Source organism: Pseudomonas sp. PARCl1 (assembly GCF_947311875.1).
Taxonomy (GTDB): domain Bacteria; phylum Pseudomonadota; class Gammaproteobacteria; order Pseudomonadales; family Pseudomonadaceae; genus Aquipseudomonas; species Aquipseudomonas juntendi.
Genome location: NZ_CAMZMX010000010.1, coordinates 23776 through 42439 on the forward strand (window position 1 = coordinate 23776; position 18664 = coordinate 42439).

18 protein-coding genes are annotated in these 18664 nt (G+C 61.7%); 13 read left to right on the forward strand and 5 right to left on the reverse strand.

The features are described 5' to 3' along the window. Nucleotides 1–419: 419 nt before the first annotated feature. A complete protein-coding gene (gene yaaA, locus QME24_RS07885) occupies nt 420–1199 on the reverse strand; it encodes a peroxide stress protein YaaA (protein WP_009684458.1) in 780 nt (259 codons plus the stop codon). Between the two features lie 137 nt (nt 1200–1336). Between yaaA and QME24_RS07890 the strand changes: the two genes are divergently transcribed. From QME24_RS07890 to moaE, 5 genes are all read left to right on the forward strand, one after another. Further along, nucleotides 1337–2464, forward strand: coding sequence for a polysaccharide deacetylase family protein (locus QME24_RS07890; protein ID WP_280091687.1), 1128 nt, complete (start codon nt 1337–1339; stop codon nt 2462–2464). A 278-nt stretch (nt 2465–2742) separates the two neighbouring features. Then, a complete protein-coding gene (locus QME24_RS07895) occupies nt 2743–4137 on the forward strand; it encodes a PhoH family protein (protein WP_009684456.1) in 1395 nt (464 codons plus the stop codon). Nucleotides 4138–4274: 137 nt separating this feature from the next. Next, nucleotides 4275–4745: a cyclic pyranopterin monophosphate synthase MoaC gene (gene moaC, locus QME24_RS07900; protein ID WP_029887281.1), complete on the forward strand. Its 471-nt coding sequence runs from the start codon at nt 4275–4277 to the stop codon at nt 4743–4745. Then, on the forward strand, nt 4745–4990 hold the full coding sequence (gene moaD / locus QME24_RS07905) for a molybdopterin converting factor subunit 1 (protein WP_054905660.1): 246 nt from the start codon (nt 4745–4747) through the stop codon (nt 4988–4990). The genes moaC and moaD overlap by 1 nt, the downstream gene beginning before the upstream one ends. Before the next feature lie 2 nt (nt 4991–4992). Continuing rightward, nucleotides 4993–5439, forward strand: a complete 447-nt coding sequence (moaE, locus tag QME24_RS07910; RefSeq protein WP_054905659.1) for a molybdopterin synthase catalytic subunit MoaE — start codon at nt 4993–4995, stop codon at nt 5437–5439. Between the two features lie 163 nt (nt 5440–5602). On the opposite strand, the gene rhlB is transcribed toward moaE, so the two are convergent. Beyond that, nucleotides 5603–7054 (reverse strand): ATP-dependent RNA helicase RhlB, encoded by a 1452-nt coding sequence (rhlB, locus tag QME24_RS07915; protein ID WP_054905658.1) that lies wholly within the window; start codon nt 7052–7054, stop codon nt 5603–5605. Between the two features lie 101 nt (nt 7055–7155). Further along, nucleotides 7156–7812, reverse strand: a complete 657-nt coding sequence (locus tag QME24_RS07920) for an alpha/beta fold hydrolase (RefSeq protein WP_009684451.1) — start codon at nt 7810–7812, stop codon at nt 7156–7158. A gap of 332 nt (nt 7813–8144) precedes the next feature. Between QME24_RS07920 and QME24_RS07925 the strand changes: the two genes are divergently transcribed. The 4 genes from QME24_RS07925 to QME24_RS07940 all read left to right on the forward strand — a co-directional run bounded on the left by QME24_RS07925 (nt 8145) and on the right by QME24_RS07940 (nt 12302). Continuing rightward, on the forward strand, nt 8145–9173 hold the full coding sequence (locus tag QME24_RS07925; protein WP_009684450.1) for an amino acid ABC transporter substrate-binding protein: 1029 nt from the start codon (nt 8145–8147) through the stop codon (nt 9171–9173). 67 nt (nt 9174–9240) lie between these two features. Further along, on the forward strand, nt 9241–10419 hold the full coding sequence (locus QME24_RS07930) for an amino acid ABC transporter permease (protein ID WP_029887285.1): 1179 nt from the start codon (nt 9241–9243) through the stop codon (nt 10417–10419). 10 nt (nt 10420–10429) lie between these two features. Continuing rightward, complete coding sequence (locus QME24_RS07935; protein ID WP_009684448.1) at nt 10430–11527, forward strand: amino acid ABC transporter permease; 1098 nt, start codon at nt 10430–10432, stop codon at nt 11525–11527. Nucleotides 11528–11537: 10 nt separating this feature from the next. Next, nucleotides 11538–12302 carry an amino acid ABC transporter ATP-binding protein gene (locus QME24_RS07940; protein WP_003251792.1) on the forward strand — a complete coding sequence of 255 codons (765 nt, stop codon included), beginning with the start codon at nt 11538–11540 and terminating at the stop codon, nt 12300–12302. Between the two features lie 31 nt (nt 12303–12333). On the opposite strand, the gene algW is transcribed toward QME24_RS07940, so the two are convergent. After that, nucleotides 12334–13494: a Do family serine endopeptidase AlgW gene (gene algW / locus QME24_RS07945; RefSeq protein ID WP_009684447.1), complete on the reverse strand. Its 1161-nt coding sequence runs from the start codon at nt 13492–13494 to the stop codon at nt 12334–12336. A 168-nt stretch (nt 13495–13662) separates the two neighbouring features. On the opposite strand from algW, the gene QME24_RS07950 reads away from it, so the two are divergent. From QME24_RS07950 to cysN, 4 genes are all read left to right on the forward strand, one after another. After that, nucleotides 13663–14421, forward strand: coding sequence for a Nif3-like dinuclear metal center hexameric protein (locus QME24_RS07950; protein ID WP_054912045.1), 759 nt, complete (start codon nt 13663–13665; stop codon nt 14419–14421). A gap of 273 nt (nt 14422–14694) precedes the next feature. Continuing rightward, nucleotides 14695–15612, forward strand: coding sequence for a sulfate adenylyltransferase subunit CysD (cysD, locus tag QME24_RS07955; RefSeq protein WP_009684445.1), 918 nt, complete (start codon nt 14695–14697; stop codon nt 15610–15612). 103 nt (nt 15613–15715) lie between these two features. Further along, nucleotides 15716–16057 carry a four helix bundle protein gene (locus tag QME24_RS07960; protein ID WP_029887200.1) on the forward strand — a complete coding sequence of 114 codons (342 nt, stop codon included), beginning with the start codon at nt 15716–15718 and terminating at the stop codon, nt 16055–16057. 53 nt (nt 16058–16110) lie between these two features. Beyond that, nucleotides 16111–18012 carry a sulfate adenylyltransferase subunit CysN gene (gene cysN / locus QME24_RS07965; protein ID WP_009684444.1) on the forward strand — a complete coding sequence of 634 codons (1902 nt, stop codon included), beginning with the start codon at nt 16111–16113 and terminating at the stop codon, nt 18010–18012. A 96-nt stretch (nt 18013–18108) separates the two neighbouring features. On the opposite strand, the gene QME24_RS07970 is transcribed toward cysN, so the two are convergent. Further along, nucleotides 18109–18588, reverse strand: coding sequence for an Lrp/AsnC family transcriptional regulator (locus QME24_RS07970; RefSeq protein WP_009684443.1), 480 nt, complete (start codon nt 18586–18588; stop codon nt 18109–18111). Nucleotides 18589–18664 lie beyond the last annotated feature (76 nt).

Genomic DNA, 18664 nt, shown 5'->3' on the forward strand with positions numbered 1-18664 from the left:
AACGAAGTCTCACCTTGCTGAACCTGCTCGGCCTGCTTGACCGCCGGTGCAGCGGCCGAGCCGTGATAAATGACACACGTGACAGCAACCAGTGCTGATCACCGTGCGGTCATGCGCAATCAGCTGATCGGTTTATCTTTCAGCGTTTCAACTTGCTGCCGCGGGTGGATCATGCGAGTGCACATTACGCCGTATGGCGCGGCGAAGACGGCCAGCCGGCGAGGCGGGTTTTGGTTAAGGCAGGGGTGGCTTTGCCCGAGGGGGTGGAAGCGATCGGTTTGGAAAGCGGCTATGTACAGCTGCCCTGAAGGCGGTGGAGACTGGCCCTGGCCTTGCCGGTGCTCGCGGCTGGAGCGGTCCTGCGGGTACCGCGTGGCGGTTGCAGGAACGGCTCAAGCCGCGAAGCGGTATCGGCGGGTCTACTCGCCCGGGTGATCGCGCAGAAACACCAGGTGATCGGGCTTGGACTGTTCGGCACAGTAGTAGTAACCCTGGACATCGAACTGCTTGAGCTGCTCTGGATCGTTGATGCGCTGCTCGATGACAAAGCGGCTCATCATGCCGCGGGCTTTCTTGGCGTAGAAGCTGATGATCTTGTACTGGCCGTTCTTCAAGTCCTTGAAGTCGACATTGATCACCCGCGCCTTGAGGGCGCTGCGTTTCACTGCGCTGAAGTATTCATTGCTGGCCAGGTTCAACAGCACGTCATCGCCCTGAGCGGCCAGGGCCTGGTTCAACCATTCACTGATGCGTGTACCCCAGAAGGCGTACAGGTCCTTGCCGCGGGCATTGGCCAGCTTGGTGCCCATTTCCAGCCGGTAGGGCTGCATCAGGTCGAGGGGGCGCAGCAGGCCGTACAGGCCGGAGAGCATGCGCAGGTGGTCTTGCGCGTAGCTGAAGTCGTCCTCACCCAGGGTTTCGGCAGCCAGGCCTGTGTACACGTCACCTTTGAACGCCAGCAGCGCCTGCTTGGCATTGGCTGGGCTGAAGTCCGGAGACCAGCTGCCGAAGCGTGCGGCGTTCAGGCCGGCGAGCTTGTCGGACAGGTGCATCAGCTCGCTGATTTGCGCCGGCGACAGGGTTCGCAGTTGCTGGATCAACACCTGGGAATCATCCAGGTACTGGGGCAGGGTGAAGCGCTCGGTTACCGGCGGGGTATCGTAGTCGAGGGTCTTGGCGGGGGAAATCACCGTCAGCATCGGGTCGGCTCCTGGCATCGTTGGCCTGGGATTCTACGGGCTGGGCGGTGCAAGTCCAAACTATGGTGACAATAGTCACAGACCATGGCCGGTTCTAACGCTATAGTTCGCGTTTTGCCGTGACGGAGCCTTTTACCGTGCGCATCGCCTTTGCCGCGCTGGCCGCGCTATTGAGCCTGGCCGTGCAAGCCGCCCCCACAGCCGCGGTCAGTTTCGATCGCAGCCTGTGGCCCGAGCAACTGAACAGCCCGGCGTTGTTCGATGTGGCTTCGCGGGCGGAGATTCTGTCGTTCGCCCGGGTACTGCATGAAAGCGAGTTGCTCGATGATGCGACGCTGGCGGCGCGGCTGGGCTTGCGGCAGATCAACCTGCAGAAGGTTCGCCAACTGCGGGCGCGCATGTGGCAGCGGTTATGGGCAGGCTACCAAAAGGCGCAACGCAGCTGCGAGCAGGATGCGTCGTTCTGCTATGCCGTTGAGTCCATGGCGGATCTACGTACCCAGGCGGCGACGTTCGCCACCGATGTCGGCGCGTTCTATGCCGGGTGGGTAGAGCCCAGCCACCAGTTCCACAGCCGCTACCTGGACGAACAGCTGCGCAAAGCTGCGCTGCTGCCCCAGACCAGCAGCGAGGTGGAGCGGCTATCTGCACGGGAGCTCGATGGTGAACGCCTGAACGATCGTATGTTCCTGCTGACCTTCGTCGGTGGCCCGGGGCCTGACGGCGGCAGTACCGACCTGCTGGCCGATTACCTGCGCCGGCAAAAGCTGGCGGGTACCTTCTTCGTGCTTGGCAACCGCCTGCAGCAGCGCCGGGATGCCGGCATGCCGAACACCGTGGCCAGGCTTTATCGCGGCCAGTGCGTGGGTATTCAGGGCTGGGAGTACCGCTCGCATGCACAGTGGGTCGATTGGCAGGACTCGCTGCGGCGCAGCCAGGCCCGCGTGCAGGCCGACCTGCCGGAGCAGTACGTGCCGCTGTTCCGCCCCCCTTACGGGCAACGCCGGGCCGATGGCGAGGCGTTCATGGCCAGCCAGCAGTTGCGGGTGTCGTTGTGGGATATCGACGCGCAGGATGACACTGCACTGACTGCCGAAGCCTCGGCGCAACGCGTGCTGACCCTGATGCTGTTGTGGCGCAAGGGGGTTATCCAGCTGCATGACAGCCTGGCCAAGGCGCAACCGGCGGTGGAGTGGTTGCTGCGCAGTACCGCCCAGAGCGGTATCGGCTGGGAAGATTGCCGGGCCTATGGGTACAGCGAATAGAGGTACCACTTCTGAGCGTAGTCGTGTCTGGGCCTGCCGCCAAGGCCTTATCGTCAATCGGAAAAATAAACTTCAAAAACACGTAAAAATGCTTTTTCCGGTCATGGCTTTTGCGGTATGAAGAAACCAGACAGCCGATCCCTGCAGCACAGGTGGCGTCATCCAGACCCTCCTGGCCAGGTTGCTCCCCGCCCGTAACAACGCGGATACGGGGACACGGCAGTCACTCTGCGGCGTAACAGACCACGCCGTGCGGCTTCGACATAAGGTGACCGAGTATGGATGACCAAGGACGCACCCCTTCCTCCAGCAAGCCAATCCTCTATGTGCTCGATACCAACGTCCTGATTCACGACCCCAACGCATTACTGAACTTCGAGGAGCACCACGTCGCTATCCCCATGACGGTGCTGGAGGAACTCGACAAGCTCAAGACCGGTAAACAGACCATCGCCGCAGAGTGCCGGCAGGCCATCCGCCTGATCGACCAGACCCTCGGGGACGCTTCGCCCAGTGATGTCGAGCAGGGCGTGCCGATCCAGCGCAACAAGAGTGGGGCCAAAGGCTTTCTTTCGATCCTGATGAGCCCACGCAACGAGCCTGGCAAGTTGTTGCCGGAGCACCTCAACGACAACATCATCATCAACACCCTGCTGGACGTTCGCAGCCGGCGCCCCGACCTGGACGTGGTGCTGGTCACCAAAGACATCAACATGCGCTTGAAGGCGCGCGCTTGCGGCATCGCATCCGAGGACTACAGCACCGACCAACTGGTCGATGACGTGTCCTTGCTATCCAAGGGTTACCACTCGGTCAGCGGTTCGTTCTGGGACCGGGTCAGCAAGGTCGATACCCGCCAGGAGCGCGGCCGGACCTGGCATCGCGTGCACATGATCGACACCCTGCCGGCCGTTCACGTCAACGAGTTCATCATTGACGACCAGGGCTTCGTCGGCTGGGTGAAGGGCATCCGCGACGACGAGTTGCTGCTGCTCGACCTGCACCAGGAGCCACTGCTGCACCAGGAGGCCTGGGGCCTGAAGCCGCGGGACATCCATCAGAGCCTGGCGCTGTTCGCCTTGCTCGACCCGGACATTCACCTGGTCAACCTGACCGGTGCTGCCGGTTCCGGCAAGACCATCCTGGCCCTGGCAGCTGCTATCGAGCAGACCATGGTCAGCAAACGCTACCGGCGCATCATCGCCACCCGCAGCGTGCAGGGGCTGGACCAGGAGATCGGCTTCCTGCCGGGTACCGAAGCAGAGAAGATGGAGCCGTGGCTGGGCGCCATTACCGACAACCTCGAAGCCTTGCACATGGATGATGAAAGCACCCATGGCAGCGTCGAATACATCCTCGAGCGCGTGCCGCTGCAGTTCAAGTCGTTGAACTACATTCGCGGCCGCAGCTTCCAGCAGAGCCTGATCCTGATCGACGAGTGCCAGAACCTGACGCCGCACCAGATGAAAACCATCATCACCCGTGCCGGTTCTGGGTCCAAGGTGGTCTGCCTGGGCAACCTGGCGCAGATCGATACCCCCTACCTGTCCGCGACCAGCTCGGGCCTGACCTACCTGACCGAGCGCTTCAAGGACTTCCCCCATGGCGTGCACATCACCCTGCAGGGTGTGCCACGCTCGGTACTGGCCGAGTACGCCGAGTCGCATCTGTAAAACCCTGTCGCCGGGCAGCCCGCTGCCCGGCATCTCCACGAGCGTGTTCATACAGCGGCCAGACCTGCCGACACATACCTCTGCTCAAACCTGACCCACAGGTTTACACTGCAGGCTCCCTTCACAGGAGCAGAGCAGTGCTGACACATCTTGATTCCCAGGGGCGGGCCAACATGGTCGACGTCACTGAAAAGGCCGTGACCGAGCGCGAGGCCACCGCCGAGGCGCGGGTACGCATGTTGCCGCAGACCCTGCAGATGATCGTCGACGGCGAACACCCCAAGGGCGATGTGTTCGCCGTGGCGCGCATTGCCGGCATCCAGGCGGCGAAGAAGACCAGCGACCTGATACCGCTGTGCCACCCGCTGATGCTGACCAGCGTCAAGGTGGAACTCAGCGCGCAGGGCGAGGACGCGGTGCGGATCCTCGCCCGCTGCAAGCTGGCCGGGCAAACCGGTGTGGAAATGGAGGCACTGACCGCCGCTAGCGTCGCTGCGCTGACGATCTATGACATGTGCAAGGCTGTGGATAAAGGCATGGTCATCGAACAGGTCCGCCTGCTGGAAAAGCTGGGCGGCAAGAGCGGCCACTACAAGGTGCAGGCGTGATGAAAGTCAAAGTGATGTACTTCGCGCGTTACCGTGAGTTGCTGGGCGTGGATGCCGAGCGGATGGAGGGTGAGTTCAAGGTTGTCGACGATGTGCGCCGGGCATTGCTGGTCAAGGGTGGGGCCTATGAACTGCTGGGCGAGCAGAACCTGATGTGCGCCCGCAACGAAGAACTGTGCAAGCTGGATGAGCCGTTGGAAGAGGGCGATGAAGTGGCGTTCTTCCCGCCGGTGACGGGGGGCTGAGCATGGCAGTGCGAGTGCAGGAACACGTGTTCGACCCGGGCGTCGAGACCAATGCCATGCATGCGGCCAACGTGGGGGTAGGCGCTGTGGTCGGCTTTGTCGGCTATGTGCGGGACTTCAATGATGGCCGCGAAGTGGCAGGCATGTTCCTTGAACACTATCCGGGCATGACCGAAAAGGCCCTGGCCAAGATCGTGGCCGAGGCCGAGCAGCGCTGGCCGTTGTTGAAAGTGCAGGTGCTGCACCGCATCGGTGCGCTGGAGCCAGGTGAGCCAATCGTGTTCGTCGGCGTGGCCAGTGCCCATCGGCAGGCAGCGTTCGATGCCTGCAACTTCATCATGGACTACCTGAAGACCCGGGCACCGTTCTGGAAGAAGGAAAATACCCAGGAAGGGCCGAGGTGGGTGGAAGGCAGGCAGAGTGACCTGGATGCCGCAGGGCGCTGGTAGTCAAGGCTGCGCCAGCCTTTTGTGGGAGCGGCCTTGTGTCGCGATGGGGCCGCAAAGCGGCCCCAGGATTTCAGCTTGAATGCATCAATTGCCGGGGCCGCTTTGCGGCCCTATCGCGACGCAAGGCCGCTCCTACAGGGGGATATGTACTCCCAACCACGGGTCAGTGATGCTTGCGCGGCACCGGCTTCAGCAGCTCATCCGGCGGCATCTCGCATTTGATCTTGCGCCCCAGCAGCTCTTCGATCGCCGGCAGCTGATACGAGTCATCTTCCCCGGCAAAGCTGATCGATACGCCATTGGTGCCGGCACGGCCGGTACGGCCAATGCGGTGCACGTAGTCGTCCGGGTCCTCTGGCAGGGTGAAGTTGATCACGTGGCTGATGCCGTCGATGTGGATCCCGCGCCCGGCCACGTCGGTGGCGACCAGAACGGTGATGCGCCCTTCGCGGAAGTTCTCCAGGGTACGAATACGCTTGTGTTGCGGCACGTCGCCCGACAATTGGGCGGCGTTGATGCCGTCGCGCACCAGTTTTTCCTCGATGCGCCGCACTTCGTCCTTGCGGTTGGCGAACACCATCACCCGTTCCCAGCGGTTCTGGGTCACCAGGTTGTACAGCAGCTTGTACTTGTCGCTGCCGGCCACCGCATAGACATGCTGCTCGACCGTTTCGCTGGCCACATTCTCCGGTTCGATCTCGACGATGGCCGGGTTGGTGGTCCATTGCTTCGCCAGGTTCATCACGTCCTCGGTGAACGTGGCCGAGAACAGCAGGGTCTGGCGCTCGCTTTTGGGCGGCGTCTGGCGAATGATCTGGCGCACTTGCGGAATGAAGCCCATGTCGAGCATGCGGTCGGCTTCGTCCAGCACCATCACTTCGACCATGTCCAGGTGCACCTCGCCCCGCTGGTTGAAGTCCAGCAGGCGGCCCGGTGTAGCCACCAGGATGTCGCAGTGGCGCGCTTCCAGGGCCTTGAGCTGCTTGTCGAAGTCCATGCCGCCGACGAAGCTCATGACGTTCAGGCCGGTGTACTTGGTCAGCGCCGCAGCATCCTTGGCGATCTGTACCACCAGCTCGCGGGTTGGCGCGATGATCAGCGCCCGCGGCTCACCCATGTAGCGCTCTTTGGGTGCAGGGGTCTGCTGCAGCTGGGAAATGATCGAGATCAGAAACGCTGCGGTTTTGCCGGTGCCGGTCTGGGCACGGCCGATGGCATCCTGGCCACGCAGGGTGTAACCCAGCACCTGCGCCTGGATCGGCGTGCAGTAGGGGAAGCCCAGGTCGTGGATCGCGTGCATCACCTCGCTGGACAGCTTGAAGTCGTGGAAGCGGGTCTTGCCCTCCTGCGGCTCGACCACGAAGTCTTCCAGTTTCCACAGGCTGGCCTGGGGCTTGGGCTTGCGCTCGCGACGTGGTTTGTCCTTGGCCGGCTTGTCGGCCACTGGCGTTGCGGCAACAGGCGATTCTGCCTTGGGGGTAGGGTTGGCGCGTGGGGCCGCCGGTTGCGCCTCGCTGGCGGGTGCCGGCGCAGGCGGCGCCACACTGGCAGCAGGAGCGGCGGCCTGTGGTGCAGCCTCTCCCTTGCCGAATATTTTCTTGAGTGCCTTGAGCACGATCGTCTCATCAACTGATTAAGGAATGTACGCCGGGCAGTGTAATGCAAGAATCGGGCGTGGCGTAGTGGAATAGCCTTACAACTACAGGCGGCCTTGGCTCATTGCAGTTGCTTTGCCAGCCAGTCGTGGATGTCGCTCAACTCTTCGACCACTACCTCGTGTTCCATTGGATATTCGTGCCAGCGGGCAGCTACGCCCCAGGTGTTCAGGTACTCGAAGGCGGTGCGGCCCATGGCCGGGATCACCACCGGGTCGTGCACGCCATGCAGGCACAGGGCCGGGGTGCGTTGCTGGCAGGCACTGAGCTGGTGTTGGTCATTGAAGGTGGGGGCGTAGGTGGACAGGGCGATGACCCCACCCAGCGCCTCTTGCCACTTTATATAGGCAGTGTGCAACACCACCGCGCCGCCCTGGGAGAAACCGGCGAGGAAGATGCGCGACAAGCTGACGCCTTTGGCCTGCTCCGCCTTGATCAGCGCCACCACTTGCTCGGCCGACTCCTCCAACTGAGCCTCGTCTATGGCGCGGGCCGGGGTCATGGCCTTGATGTCGTACCAGCTGGGCATGGCATAGCCGCCATTGATGGTCACCGGGCGGGTGGGTGCCTGGGGCATCACGAAGCGAGTGCTGGTCAAACGCTCCTGCATGAATTCGGCTACGGGTAGGAAGTCGTAACGGTCGGCTCCCAAGCCGTGCAACCAGATCACACAGGCATCAGCGGTTTTCTGTGGTTCGAGAATCAGCGGGTTGGTCATGACTGCTCCGAAAGAGTGCGGGTGATCGTGTTGTGTGAGTTAAAAAAAAACGCTGCACAGGATTGCCTGAAAAAGAATGTCGCAACGATACAACTTTCCCTACTTGACGAACGCTTAAACGCTCCAGCCAAAACATTTGGTACGCGCTTTGCAGTTCAAGGTGCGATGCAAAGGGCGGGCCGTGACGGTAACACCCTTTGTACGCGAAGGCTGTCATAGAACAGCCCATTGCGCCAATTGACCCAATAACTAGCCAATACGGGTCGGACATGCCTCAAAAGGGTGCGGTGCAATTCCGGCTCGATACAACAAGAGCGATTTGGAGGTTGTGAATGAAAGTGTTGAAAACCACCCTGGCAGTCCTGACCGCTGCCGCCGCGCTGGGCGCCGTGAGCAATGCCCAGGCCGGCGCCACCCTTGATGCGGTAAAGAAGAAGGGCTTCGTCCAGTGTGGCGTGAGCGACGGTCTTCCAGGCTTCTCGGTACCTGATGCACAAGGCAAGATCATCGGTATCGACGCCGATGTCTGCCGCGCCGTGGCCGCTGCCGTGTTCGGCGACGCCAACAAGGTCAAGTTCAGCCAGCTCAACGCCAAGGAACGCTTCACGGCCCTGCAATCGGGCGAAGTTGACGTGCTGTCGCGCAACACCACCTGGACCAGCTCGCGCGATGCCGGCATGGGCCTGGTGTTCACCGGTGTCACCTACTATGACGGCGTCGGTTTCCTGGTCAACAAGAAGCTCGGTGTTTCCAGTGCCAAGGAGCTCGATGGCGCGACCATCTGCATCCAGGCAGGGACTACCACCGAACTGAACGTGTCGGACTTCTTCCGGGCCAATGGCCTGAAGTACACCCCGATCACCTTCGATACCTCTGACGAAAGCGCCAAGTCGCTGGAGTCCGGTCGTTGCGATGTGTTGACGTCCGACAAGTCGCAGCTGTTTGCCCAGCGCTCCAAGCTGGCCGCACCGACCGAATATGTGGTGCTGCCGGAAACCATCTCCAAGGAGCCACTCGGCCCGGTGGTGCGCAAAGGCGACGAAGACTGGTTCAGCATCGTCAAGTGGACCCTGTTCGCCATGCTCAACGCCGAAGAGGCGGGCATCACCTCGAAGAACGTCGAGGCTGAAGCCAAAGCTACCAAGAACCCTGACGTGGCCCGCTTGCTGGGTGCGGACGGCGAGTACGGCAAGGACCTCAAGCTGCCCAAAGACTGGGTAGTGCAGATCGTCAAGCAAGTCGGCAACTACGGCGAAGTGTTCGAGAAGAACCTGGGCCAAGGTACCGACCTGAAGATCGACCGTGGCATGAACGCCCTGTGGAACAACGGCGGCATCCAGTACGCGCCACCTGTGCGCTGATGGCTGCACCCTGCGGCGGCATCCGGCCGCCGCAGGTTGTTCGAATCCCTATTTTCCGGGGCACTTCATGCAAAATCATATTGGCGCACAAAAGGGTTTATCCCTGAGCGATCCACGTGTGCGCGCGTGGCTGTTCCAGATTCTCACCATCGTTTTCGTGGTCGGTCTGGGCTGGTACCTGTTTCACAATACGCAAACCAACCTGCAACACCGGGGTATCACCTCGGGCTTCGACTTCCTCGATCGCAGTGCCGGCTTCGGCATCGCCCAGCACCTGATCCCCTATGTGGAATCGGACAGCTATGCACGGGTGTTCGTCATCGGCCTGCTCAACACCCTGCTGGTCACCTTCATTGGCGTCATCCTGGCGACCATCCTGGGTTTCATCATCGGTGTGGCACGCTTGTCGCCGAACTGGATGATCAACAAGCTGGCGACGGTGTACGTGGAGACCTTCCGCAACATTCCGCCGCTGCTGCAGATCCTGTTCTGGTACTTCGCCGTATTCCTGACCCTGCCGGGACCGCGGGGCAGTATCAACCTCAACGACCTGTTCTTCATCAGCAACCGTGGCCTGAACATGCCTGGTGCCTCCATGGCGGACGGCTTCTGGCCATTTGTCGCGGCGTTGGCGGTGGCGGTGGGGGCGGTCTGGCTGATGGTGCGCCTGGCCAACAAACGCTTCGACGAGACCGGTGTACCGTTCCACAAGTTCTGGGCCGCGCTGGCGCTGTTGCTGGTCATTCCAGGCCTGAGCGTGCTGCTGTTCGGCAGCCCGGTCACGTGGGAGGCACCGCAGCTCAAGGGCTTCAACTTCGTCGGTGGCTGGGTGCTGATCCCCGAACTGCTGGCGCTGACCCTGGCGCTGACGATCTATACCGCCGCCTTCATCGCCGAGATCGTGCGCTCGGGCATCCGTTCGGTCAGCCACGGCCAGACCGAGGCGGCGCGCTCGCTGGGGCTGCGCGAAGGGCCAACCTTGCGCAAGGTGATCATCCCCCAGGCCTTGCGGGTGATCATTCCGCCACTGACCAGCCAGTACCTGAACCTGGCGAAGAACTCGTCGCTGGCGGCCGGCATCGGCTACCCGGAGATGGTCTCGCTGTTCGCCGGTACCGTGCTCAACCAGACCGGCCAGGCCATCGAGGTGATCGCCATCACCATGAGTGTCTATCTCGCCATCAGCATCAGCATTTCGCTGCTGATGAACTGGTACAACAAGCGCATTGCGCTGATCGAGCGGTGAGGATACGCCTGTGAATGCCCATGTTTTCAAACCCGATATGCCGCCACCGGTGAAAACCGTCGGCGTACTCGCATGGATGCGTACCAACCTGTTCTCCAGCTGGCTGAACACCCTGTTGACCCTGTTTGCCCTCTACCTGATCTGGCTGATCGTGCCACCGCTGTTGCAGTGGGCACTGATCGACGCCAACTGGGTTGGCACCACCCGCGCCGACTGCACCAAGGACGGCGCCTGCTGGGTGTTCGTGCAGCAGCGCTTCGGCCAGTTCATGTACGGCTACTACCCCGTCGAGCTGCGCTGGCGGGTCGACCTGACGGTATGGCTGGCGGTGCTGGGCGCAGCGCCGTTGTTCATCAAGCGCTTCCCGCGCAAGGCCCTCTATGGCCTGGGCTTCCTGGTGCTTTACCCGCTGCTGGCCTACACCTTGTTGCACGGTGGCCTGCTGGGCCTGAGCAACGTGTCCACCAGCCAGTGGGGCGGGCTGATGCTGACCTTGGTGATCGCCACCGTGGGCATCGTCGGCGCTTTGCCCCTGGGCATTCTGCTGGCCTTGGGGCGGCGTTCGAGGATGCCGGCGGTGAAGGTGGTGTGCGTGACCTTCATCGAGTTCTGGCGCGGCGTGCCGCTGATCACTGTGCTGTTCATGTCTTCGGTGATGCTGCCGTTGTTCCTGCCTGAGGGCATGAGCTTCGACAAGCTGCTGCGGGCGATGATCGGCGTGATCCTGTTCCAGTCGGCCTATGTCGCCGAAGTGGTACGCGGTGGTCTGCAAGCCATCCCCAAGGGCCAGTACGAAGCGGCCGCAGCCATGGGCCTGGGGTACTGGCGGGCGATGGGCCTGGTGATCCTGCCGCAGGCGCTCAAGCTGGTGATCCCTGGCATCGTCAACACCTTCATTGCCCTGTTCAAGGACACCAGCCTGGTGATCATCATCGGCCTGTTCGACCTGCTGAACAGTGTCAAGCAAGCCGCCGCCGATCCGGCCTGGCTGGGTATGGCTACCGAGGGCTACGTTTTCGCCGCCCTGGTGTTCTGGATTTTCTGTTTCGGTATGTCCCGCTACTCCATGCACCTGGAGCGCAAGCTGGACACTGGCCACAAGCGTTAGGAGTTTCGAAATGAGTGAAGCGATCAAGCAGCCTGCCGGCCCCGAAGGGATCATCCAGATGCAGGGTGTGAACAAGTGGTACGGTCAGTTCCATGTGCTCAAGGACATCAACCTCAATGTTCGCCAGGGCGAGCGTATCGTGCTGTGCGGGCCGTCCGGCTCGGGCAAGTCCACCACCATCCGTTGCCTCAACCGCCTGGAAGAACACCAGCAGGGGCGCATCGTGGTCGATGGCGTGGAGCTGACCAACGACCTCAAGCAGATCGAGGCGATCCGCCGTGAAGTGGGCATGGTGTTCCAGCACTTCAACCTGTTCCCGCACCTGAGCATTCTGGAGAACTGCACCTTGGCGCCGATGTGGGTGCGCAAGATGCCGCGCCGCAAGGCCGAAGAGATTGCCATGCATTACCTGGAGCGGGTACGTATCCCGGAACAGGCGCACAAGTACCCGGGGCAGTTGTCTGGTGGCCAGCAGCAGCGCGTGGCGATTGCCCGGGCGTTGTGCATGAAGCCGAAAATCATGCTGTTCGACGAACCTACTTCGGCCCTGGACCCGGAGATGGTCAAGGAAGTGCTCGATACCATGGTGGGTCTGGCCGAAGATGGCATGACCATGCTCTGCGTGACCCACGAGATGGGCTTTGCCCGCACCGTGGCCAACCGGGTGATCTTCATGGATAAAGGTGAAATCGTCGAGCAGGCGGCACCGGATGATTTCTTCGACCGGCCACGCAGCGACCGGACCAAGTTGTTCCTCAGTCAGATCCTGCATTGATACAGCCGGGGCCGCAAAGCGGCCCCGATGTTTACTTCTCTTCTTGTGGGGCAGCGGGTGCCGGTGGCGGCCGCAGCCCCACCTCGGCCACCAGTTTGAGCTGCTGCCCGTTACGCATCACCTCGATGGTGATCTTTTCGTTCGGTTTGATCCGCGCCACCTGGTTCATCGACTTGCGCCCGTCACCTGCCGGTTCGCCGTTGATGCTCAAGATCACGTCACCCAGCTGCAGCCCGGCCTTGGCCGCCGGCCCTTCGCGGAAGATGCCTGCAACCACGATGCCTGGGCGGTCCTTCATGCCGAACGACTCGGCCAGTTCCTGGCTCAGTGGCTGCACTTCGATACCCAGCCAGCCGCGGATCACCTGGCCATGCTCGACAATCGACTTCATCACCTCCAGTGCCAGCTTGACCGGGATGGCGAAGCCAATGCCCTGCGAGCCACCAGACTTGGAGAAAATGGCCGTGTTGATGCCGACCAGGTTGCCGTTGGCATCGACCAGCGCACCACCGGAGTTGCCCGGGTTGATCGCGGCGTCGGTCTGGATGAAGTCTTCGTAGTTGTTCAGGCCCAACTGGTTGCGGCCAGTGGCGCTGATGATGCCCATGGTCACGGTCTGGCCAACGCCGAACGGGTTGCCGATGGCCAGCGTCACGTCACCGATATGGATGGTGTCGGAGCGGCCGATGGTGATGGCGGGCAGGTTCTTCAGGTCGATCTTCAATACCGCCAGGTCGGTCTCCGGGTCGCTGCCAATGACCCGGGCCAGGGTCTCGCGGCCATCCTTCAAGGCCACCACGATCTGGTCGGCGCCACTGGTGACGTGGTTGTTGGTCAGCAGATAGCCCTCGGGGCTCATGATCACTGCCGAGCCCAGGCTCGATTCCCAGCGGCGCTGCTTGGGCAGGTTGTCGCCGAAGAAGCGGCGGAACTGCGGGTCTTCGAACAGCGGGTGGGCGCTCTTGTTGACCACCTTGGTGGTGTACAGGTTGACCACCGCCGGGGCCGCGAGGGTCACGGCGTCGGCGTAGGATACCGGGCCCTGCATGATCTTCGTGGTCTGCGGTGCCTGCTGCAGGTTGACGTCCTGGCTGGGCAGGCCGACCCATTCCGGAAACCGCTGGATGATCAGCACGGCGATCAATACGCCGGTAAGCAGGGGCCAGCCAAAGTAACGCAAAGCCTTGAACATGAACGAGTCCTGAAAAGGGCGGGGGCCAGTGGCCGCGCGGTGGGGCATGAGCGCGCGCGATCATACACCGGTTCCCCCAGTGCCGGCGACGGCCCATAATGGCCGGCATTATACGGGCGTTCCCTGTGCGTTGTGCCTGGGGAGTGTGCAGTTTTCGAGGAGATTTTCATGGCCGTCGCGCTAAACACCCTGGTTGAAGAAGCCGAGCGTTACCTGGGCAGCGCCAGGATCCAGGACTACTGCCCCAATGGCCTGCAGGTCGAAGGCCGGCCGCAGGTCAGCCGTATCGTCAGCGGTGTCACCGCCAGCCAGGCGTTGCTGGATGCCGCGGTCGAGGCCGGAGCCGACCTGGTGCTGGTGCACCACGGCTATTTCTGGAAGGGCGAAAACCCCTGCATCACCGGCATCCGCCAGCGCCGCCTGAAAACCTTGCTGAACAACGACATCAGCCTGCTGGCATTCCACTTGCCGCTGGATGTACACCCTGAGGTGGGCAACAACGTGCAGCTGGCGCGGCAACTGGAGATTACCGTCGAAGGGCCGCTTGACCCGGAGAACCCCAAGGTGGTCGGGCTGGTCGGTTCGCTGGCCGAACCGGTGACCGCCCGCGATTTTGCCCGGCGCGTGCAGGAGGTGCTGGGGCGTGAGCCGCTGCTGGTCGAAGGCGACGAAATGATCCGCCGGGTCGGCTGGTGTACCGGGGGCGGGCAGGGCTATATCGACACGGCGATTGCCGCCGGGGTAGACCTGTACCTGACCGGTGAGGCATCGGAGCAGACCTACCACAGTGCGCGGGAGAATGGCGTCAGCTTCATCGCTGCCGGGCACCATGCCACCGAGCGGTATGGGGTGCAGGCGCTGGGTGATTACCTGGCGCGGCGGTTTGCCGTGGAACACCTGTTCATCGATTGCCCTAACCCGATCTGACCTCACTGGCCCCTTCGCGGGCACGCCCGCTCCCACAGGGGGTCGCGCATTTCTTGAGTTCAGCGCCAGACGTGTGGGAGCGGGCGTGCCCGCGAAGGGCTGCAAAGCAGCCCCAGTTAACGCTTGACTGACAGGCATTAGCCTAACCCCCAGTCATATCGTTAGACTTTTTCGATCTAGCTGGCCGCCTAAATAGAAGCAGCCCCTGTGATACAGTGATCCGCTCGAACACGGCCCGCAGGCCGTCCATAAGATCGTTTTTCGTGAGTAGCCATGGTCGACAAACTGACGCACTTGAAACAGCTGGAGGCGGAAAGCATCCACATCATCCGCGAGGTGGCCGCCGAGTTCGACAACCCGGTGATGCTGTACTCGATCGGCAAGGATTCCGCCGTGATGCTGCATCTGGCGCGCAAGGCCTTTTTCCCGGGCAAGCTGCCGTTCCCGGTCATGCACGTCGACACCCAGTGGAAATTCCAGGAGATGTACAGGTTCCGCGACAAGATGGTCGAGGAAATGGGCCTGGAGCTGATCACCCACGTCAACCCCGAGGGTGTGGCGCAGGGCATCAACCCGTTCACCCATGGCAGCTCCAAGCACACCGACATCATGAAGACCCAGGGCCTGAAACAGGCGCTGGACAAGCATGGTTTCGACGCCGCCTTCGGTGGTGCTCGCCGCGACGAAGAGAAGTCGCGGGCCAAGGAGCGTGTGTACTCGTTCCGTGACAGCAAGCACCGCTGGGACCCGAAGAACCAGCGCCCCGAGCTGTGGAACGTGTACAACGGCAAGGTCAACAAAGGTGAGTCGATCCGCGTCTTCCCGCTGTCGAACTGGACCGAACTGGACATCTGGCAGTACATCTACCTCGAAGGCATCCCGATCGTGCCGCTGTACTTCGCTGCCGAGCGTGAAGTCATCGAGAAGAACGGCACCCTGATCATGATCGACGACGAGCGCATCCTCGAACATCTCTCCGAGGAAGAAAAGGCCCGCATCGTCAAGAAGAAGGTGCGTTTCCGTACCCTCGGCTGCTACCCGCTCACGGGCGCTGTCGAGTCGGAGGCCGAAACGCTCACCGATATCATTCAGGAAATGCTCCTGACGCGCACTTCCGAGCGCCAGGGCCGGGTCATCGACCACGATGGCGCCGGTTCCATGGAAGACAAGAAACGTCAGGGTTATTTCTAAGCTTCAAGTTACAAGCGGCAAGCTGCAAGACAGAAGCGGAGCGAGTAGTTTCTGATTTTTGTGGACTGCCGCCTGCATTGCGGGCGCACAGGGAGTGCCTGCAGTGGGTTTTGAGAAGTTGCTGGTTTGGCAGAGAAGTAAAAATTTAGCCGTTGAGATATATCGGGCATTTGCTGGGTGTCGGGATTTTGGATTCAGGTCCCAAATCACTCGAGCAGCCGTTTCAATCCCCTCCAATATCGCTGAGGGAATGGAGCGCAGAGGAATGCGGGAGAAAGCATGGTTCCTGAGCGTGGCGAAGGCTTCCTGCGCAGAACTGCGGACCCAACTGATCATCGCCGGTGAAATTGGTTATTTGCCTGCCGAATTGGCCAACGACTGGATAACTGAAACCCGTGAGCTATCCAGAATGCTTGCTGGGTTGATCAACAAAATTTCTAACTAGCTGTACGCCGACAAGCTTGCTGCTTGAAGCTTACAGCTTGGAGCTTGAATGCAATGAGTCATCAATCCGATCTGATCAGCGAGGACATCCTCGCCTACCTGGCTCAGCACGAGCGTAAAGAACTGCTGCGTTTCCTCACCTGCGGCAACGTGGATGACGGCAAGAGCACCCTGATCGGGCGCCTGTTGCACGACTCCAAGATGATCTACGAGGACCACCTCGAGGCCATCACCCGCGATTCGAAAAAGTCTGGCACCACCGGCGAAGAGGTCGACCTGGCGCTGCTGGTAGACGGCCTGCAGGCCGAGCGTGAGCAGGGCATCACCATCGATGTCGCCTACCGCTATTTCTCCACCGCCAAGCGCAAGTTCATCATCGCCGACACCCCGGGCCACGAACAGTACACCCGCAACATGGCCACCGGTGCATCCACCTGTGACCTGGCGATCATCCTGGTCGATGCCCGCTATGGCGTGCAGACCCAGACCCGCCGCCACAGCTACATCGCGTCGCTGCTGGGCATCAAGCACATCGTGGTCGCGGTCAACAAGATGGACCTGAAGGGCTTCGATGAAGGCGTCTTCGAGGCCATCAAGGCGGACTACCTGAAGTTCGCCGAAGCCATCAACCTGACCCCGAGCAGCCTGCACTTCGTGCCGATGTCGGCGCTCAAGGGTGACAACGTGGTCAACCACAGCGAGCAATCGCCGTGGTACACCGGCCCGACCCTGATGGAAATCCTCGAAACCGTCGAAGTGTCGGCTGACCGCAACTTCACCGACCTGCGTTTCCCGGTGCAGTACGTCAACCGGCCGAACCTGAACTTCCGCGGTTTTGCCGGCACCCTCGCCAGCGGCGTGGTGCACAAGGGCGACGAAATTGTCGTGCTGCCGTCGGGCAAGAGCAGCCGGGTCAAGTCCATCGTCACCTATGAAGGTGAACTGGAAAGCGCCGGCCCAGGCCAGGCCGTGACCCTGACCATGGAAGATGAGATCGACATCTCCCGTGGCGACCTGCTGGTGCATGCCGACAACGTGCCGCCGGTCACTGACCAGTTCGACGCCATGCTGGTGTGGATGGCCGAAGAGCCGATGCTCCCGGGCAAAAAGTACGACATCAAGCGCGCCACCAGCTACGTGCCGGGCTCGATTGCCAGTATCACCCACAAGGTTGATGTGAACACCCTCGAGAAGGACGCCGCCAGCGCCCTGCAGCTGAACGAGATTGGCCGCGTCAAGGTATCCCTGGACAGCGCCATTGCCCTGGACGGTTACGACAGCAACCGCACAACCGGTGCGTTCATCGTCATCGACCGCCTCACCAACGGCACCGTCGGCGCCGGCATGATCATCGCCCAGCCAGTCTTGCCGCATGGCAGCACCGGCCAGCATGGCAAGCAGGCCCACGTGTCTACCGAGGAGCGCGCCCTGCGTTTCGGTCAGCAGCCAGCCACCGTGCTCTTCAGTGGCCTTTCTGGCGCCGGCAAGAGCACCCTGGCCTATGCCGTTGAGCGCAAGCTGTTCGACATGGGCCGTGCAGTGTACGTGCTCGACGGGCAGAACCTGCGCCATGACCTGAACAAGGGCCTGCCGCAGGACCGCGCTGGCCGCACCGAAAACTGGCGCCGTGCCGCCCATGTGGCGCGCCAGTTCAACGAAGCCGGCATGCTGACCCTGGCAGCGTTCGTGGCCCCGGATGCCGAAGGCCGCGAACAGGCCAAGGCGCTGATCGGCAAGGATCGCCTGGTAACGGTTTACGTGCAGGCGTCCCCACTCGTTTGCCGCGAGCGTGACCCACAGGGCCTGTACGCTGCCGGTGGCGACAACATCCCGGGCGAAAGCTTCCCGTTCGATGTGCCGCTGGATGCCGACCTGGTGATCGACACCCAGGCCACCAGCGTGGACGAAGGCGTTAAACAGGTGTTGGACGTACTGCGTCAGCGTGGTGCTATCTAAGCGCTGGCCTGCACTACCAAAAACCGCGCTTCGGCGGGGTTTTTTTGTGCAGGTTGTCTCACGCCTGGTGATGCGCCAGGGGGGCGTGCTTGCCGTTCAGATGTGGTGTTCCGATACAGGAATTACCCGGCGCTCCTTGACGGCCTTGTAGGAAAAACTCGAATAGATCTCCTTCACCCCCGGCAACCGCTGCAGCACCTCGCGGGTGAATTCGCCGAACGATTCCAGGTCCCTCGCCAGAATCTCCAGCAGAAAGTCGTAGCGCCCAGAGATGTTGTGGCAGGCGACGATTTCGGGAATTTCCATCAGCCGCTGCTCGAACGCCAGGGCCATGTCCTTGGTGTGCGAGTCCATCATGATGCTGACAAAAGCAGTGACGCCGAACCCCAGTGACTTGGGCGAGAGCACGGCCTGGTAACCGGTGATGTAGCCGTTGTCCTCCAGCAGTTTGACGCGGCGCCAGCAGGGCGAGGTGGTCAGTGCCACCTGGTCAGCGAGTTCGGCAACGGTGAGGCGGGCGTTGTCCTGCAGGGCGGCCAGCAAGGCGCGGTCGGTGCGATCGAGGCTCGAAGGCATGTTTTGCCCTCCTGCTTGTTTGATTGTTGTTTTCTTTCCACCAAGCAGGCCGCTGTGTGGGCTACTTTGGAAAAAT

Excerpts from the sequence above, each read along its gene's own strand:
- yaaA (WP_009684458.1), bottom strand. The coding sequence starts at position 1,199 with ATGCTGACGGTGATTTCCCCCGCCAAGACCCTCGACTACGATACCCCG.
- QME24_RS07895 (WP_009684456.1), top strand. The coding sequence starts at position 2,743 with ATGGATGACCAAGGACGCACCCCTTCCTCCAGCAAGCCAATCCTCTAT.
- moaD (WP_054905660.1), top strand. The coding sequence starts at position 4,745 with ATGAAAGTCAAAGTGATGTACTTCGCGCGTTACCGTGAGTTGCTGGGC.
- moaE (WP_054905659.1), top strand. The coding sequence starts at position 4,993 with ATGGCAGTGCGAGTGCAGGAACACGTGTTCGACCCGGGCGTCGAGACC.
- QME24_RS07920 (WP_009684451.1), bottom strand. The coding sequence starts at position 7,812 with ATGACCAACCCGCTGATTCTCGAACCACAGAAAACCGCTGATGCCTGT.
- QME24_RS07925 (WP_009684450.1), top strand. The coding sequence starts at position 8,145 with ATGAAAGTGTTGAAAACCACCCTGGCAGTCCTGACCGCTGCCGCCGCG.
- QME24_RS07930 (WP_029887285.1), top strand. The coding sequence starts at position 9,241 with ATGCAAAATCATATTGGCGCACAAAAGGGTTTATCCCTGAGCGATCCA.
- QME24_RS07940 (WP_003251792.1), top strand. The coding sequence starts at position 11,538 with ATGAGTGAAGCGATCAAGCAGCCTGCCGGCCCCGAAGGGATCATCCAG.
- algW (WP_009684447.1), bottom strand. The coding sequence starts at position 13,494 with ATGTTCAAGGCTTTGCGTTACTTTGGCTGGCCCCTGCTTACCGGCGTA.
- QME24_RS07950 (WP_054912045.1), top strand. The coding sequence starts at position 13,663 with ATGGCCGTCGCGCTAAACACCCTGGTTGAAGAAGCCGAGCGTTACCTG.
- cysD (WP_009684445.1), top strand. The coding sequence starts at position 14,695 with ATGGTCGACAAACTGACGCACTTGAAACAGCTGGAGGCGGAAAGCATC.
- cysN (WP_009684444.1), top strand. The coding sequence starts at position 16,111 with ATGAGTCATCAATCCGATCTGATCAGCGAGGACATCCTCGCCTACCTG.
- QME24_RS07970 (WP_009684443.1), bottom strand. The coding sequence starts at position 18,588 with ATGCCTTCGAGCCTCGATCGCACCGACCGCGCCTTGCTGGCCGCCCTG.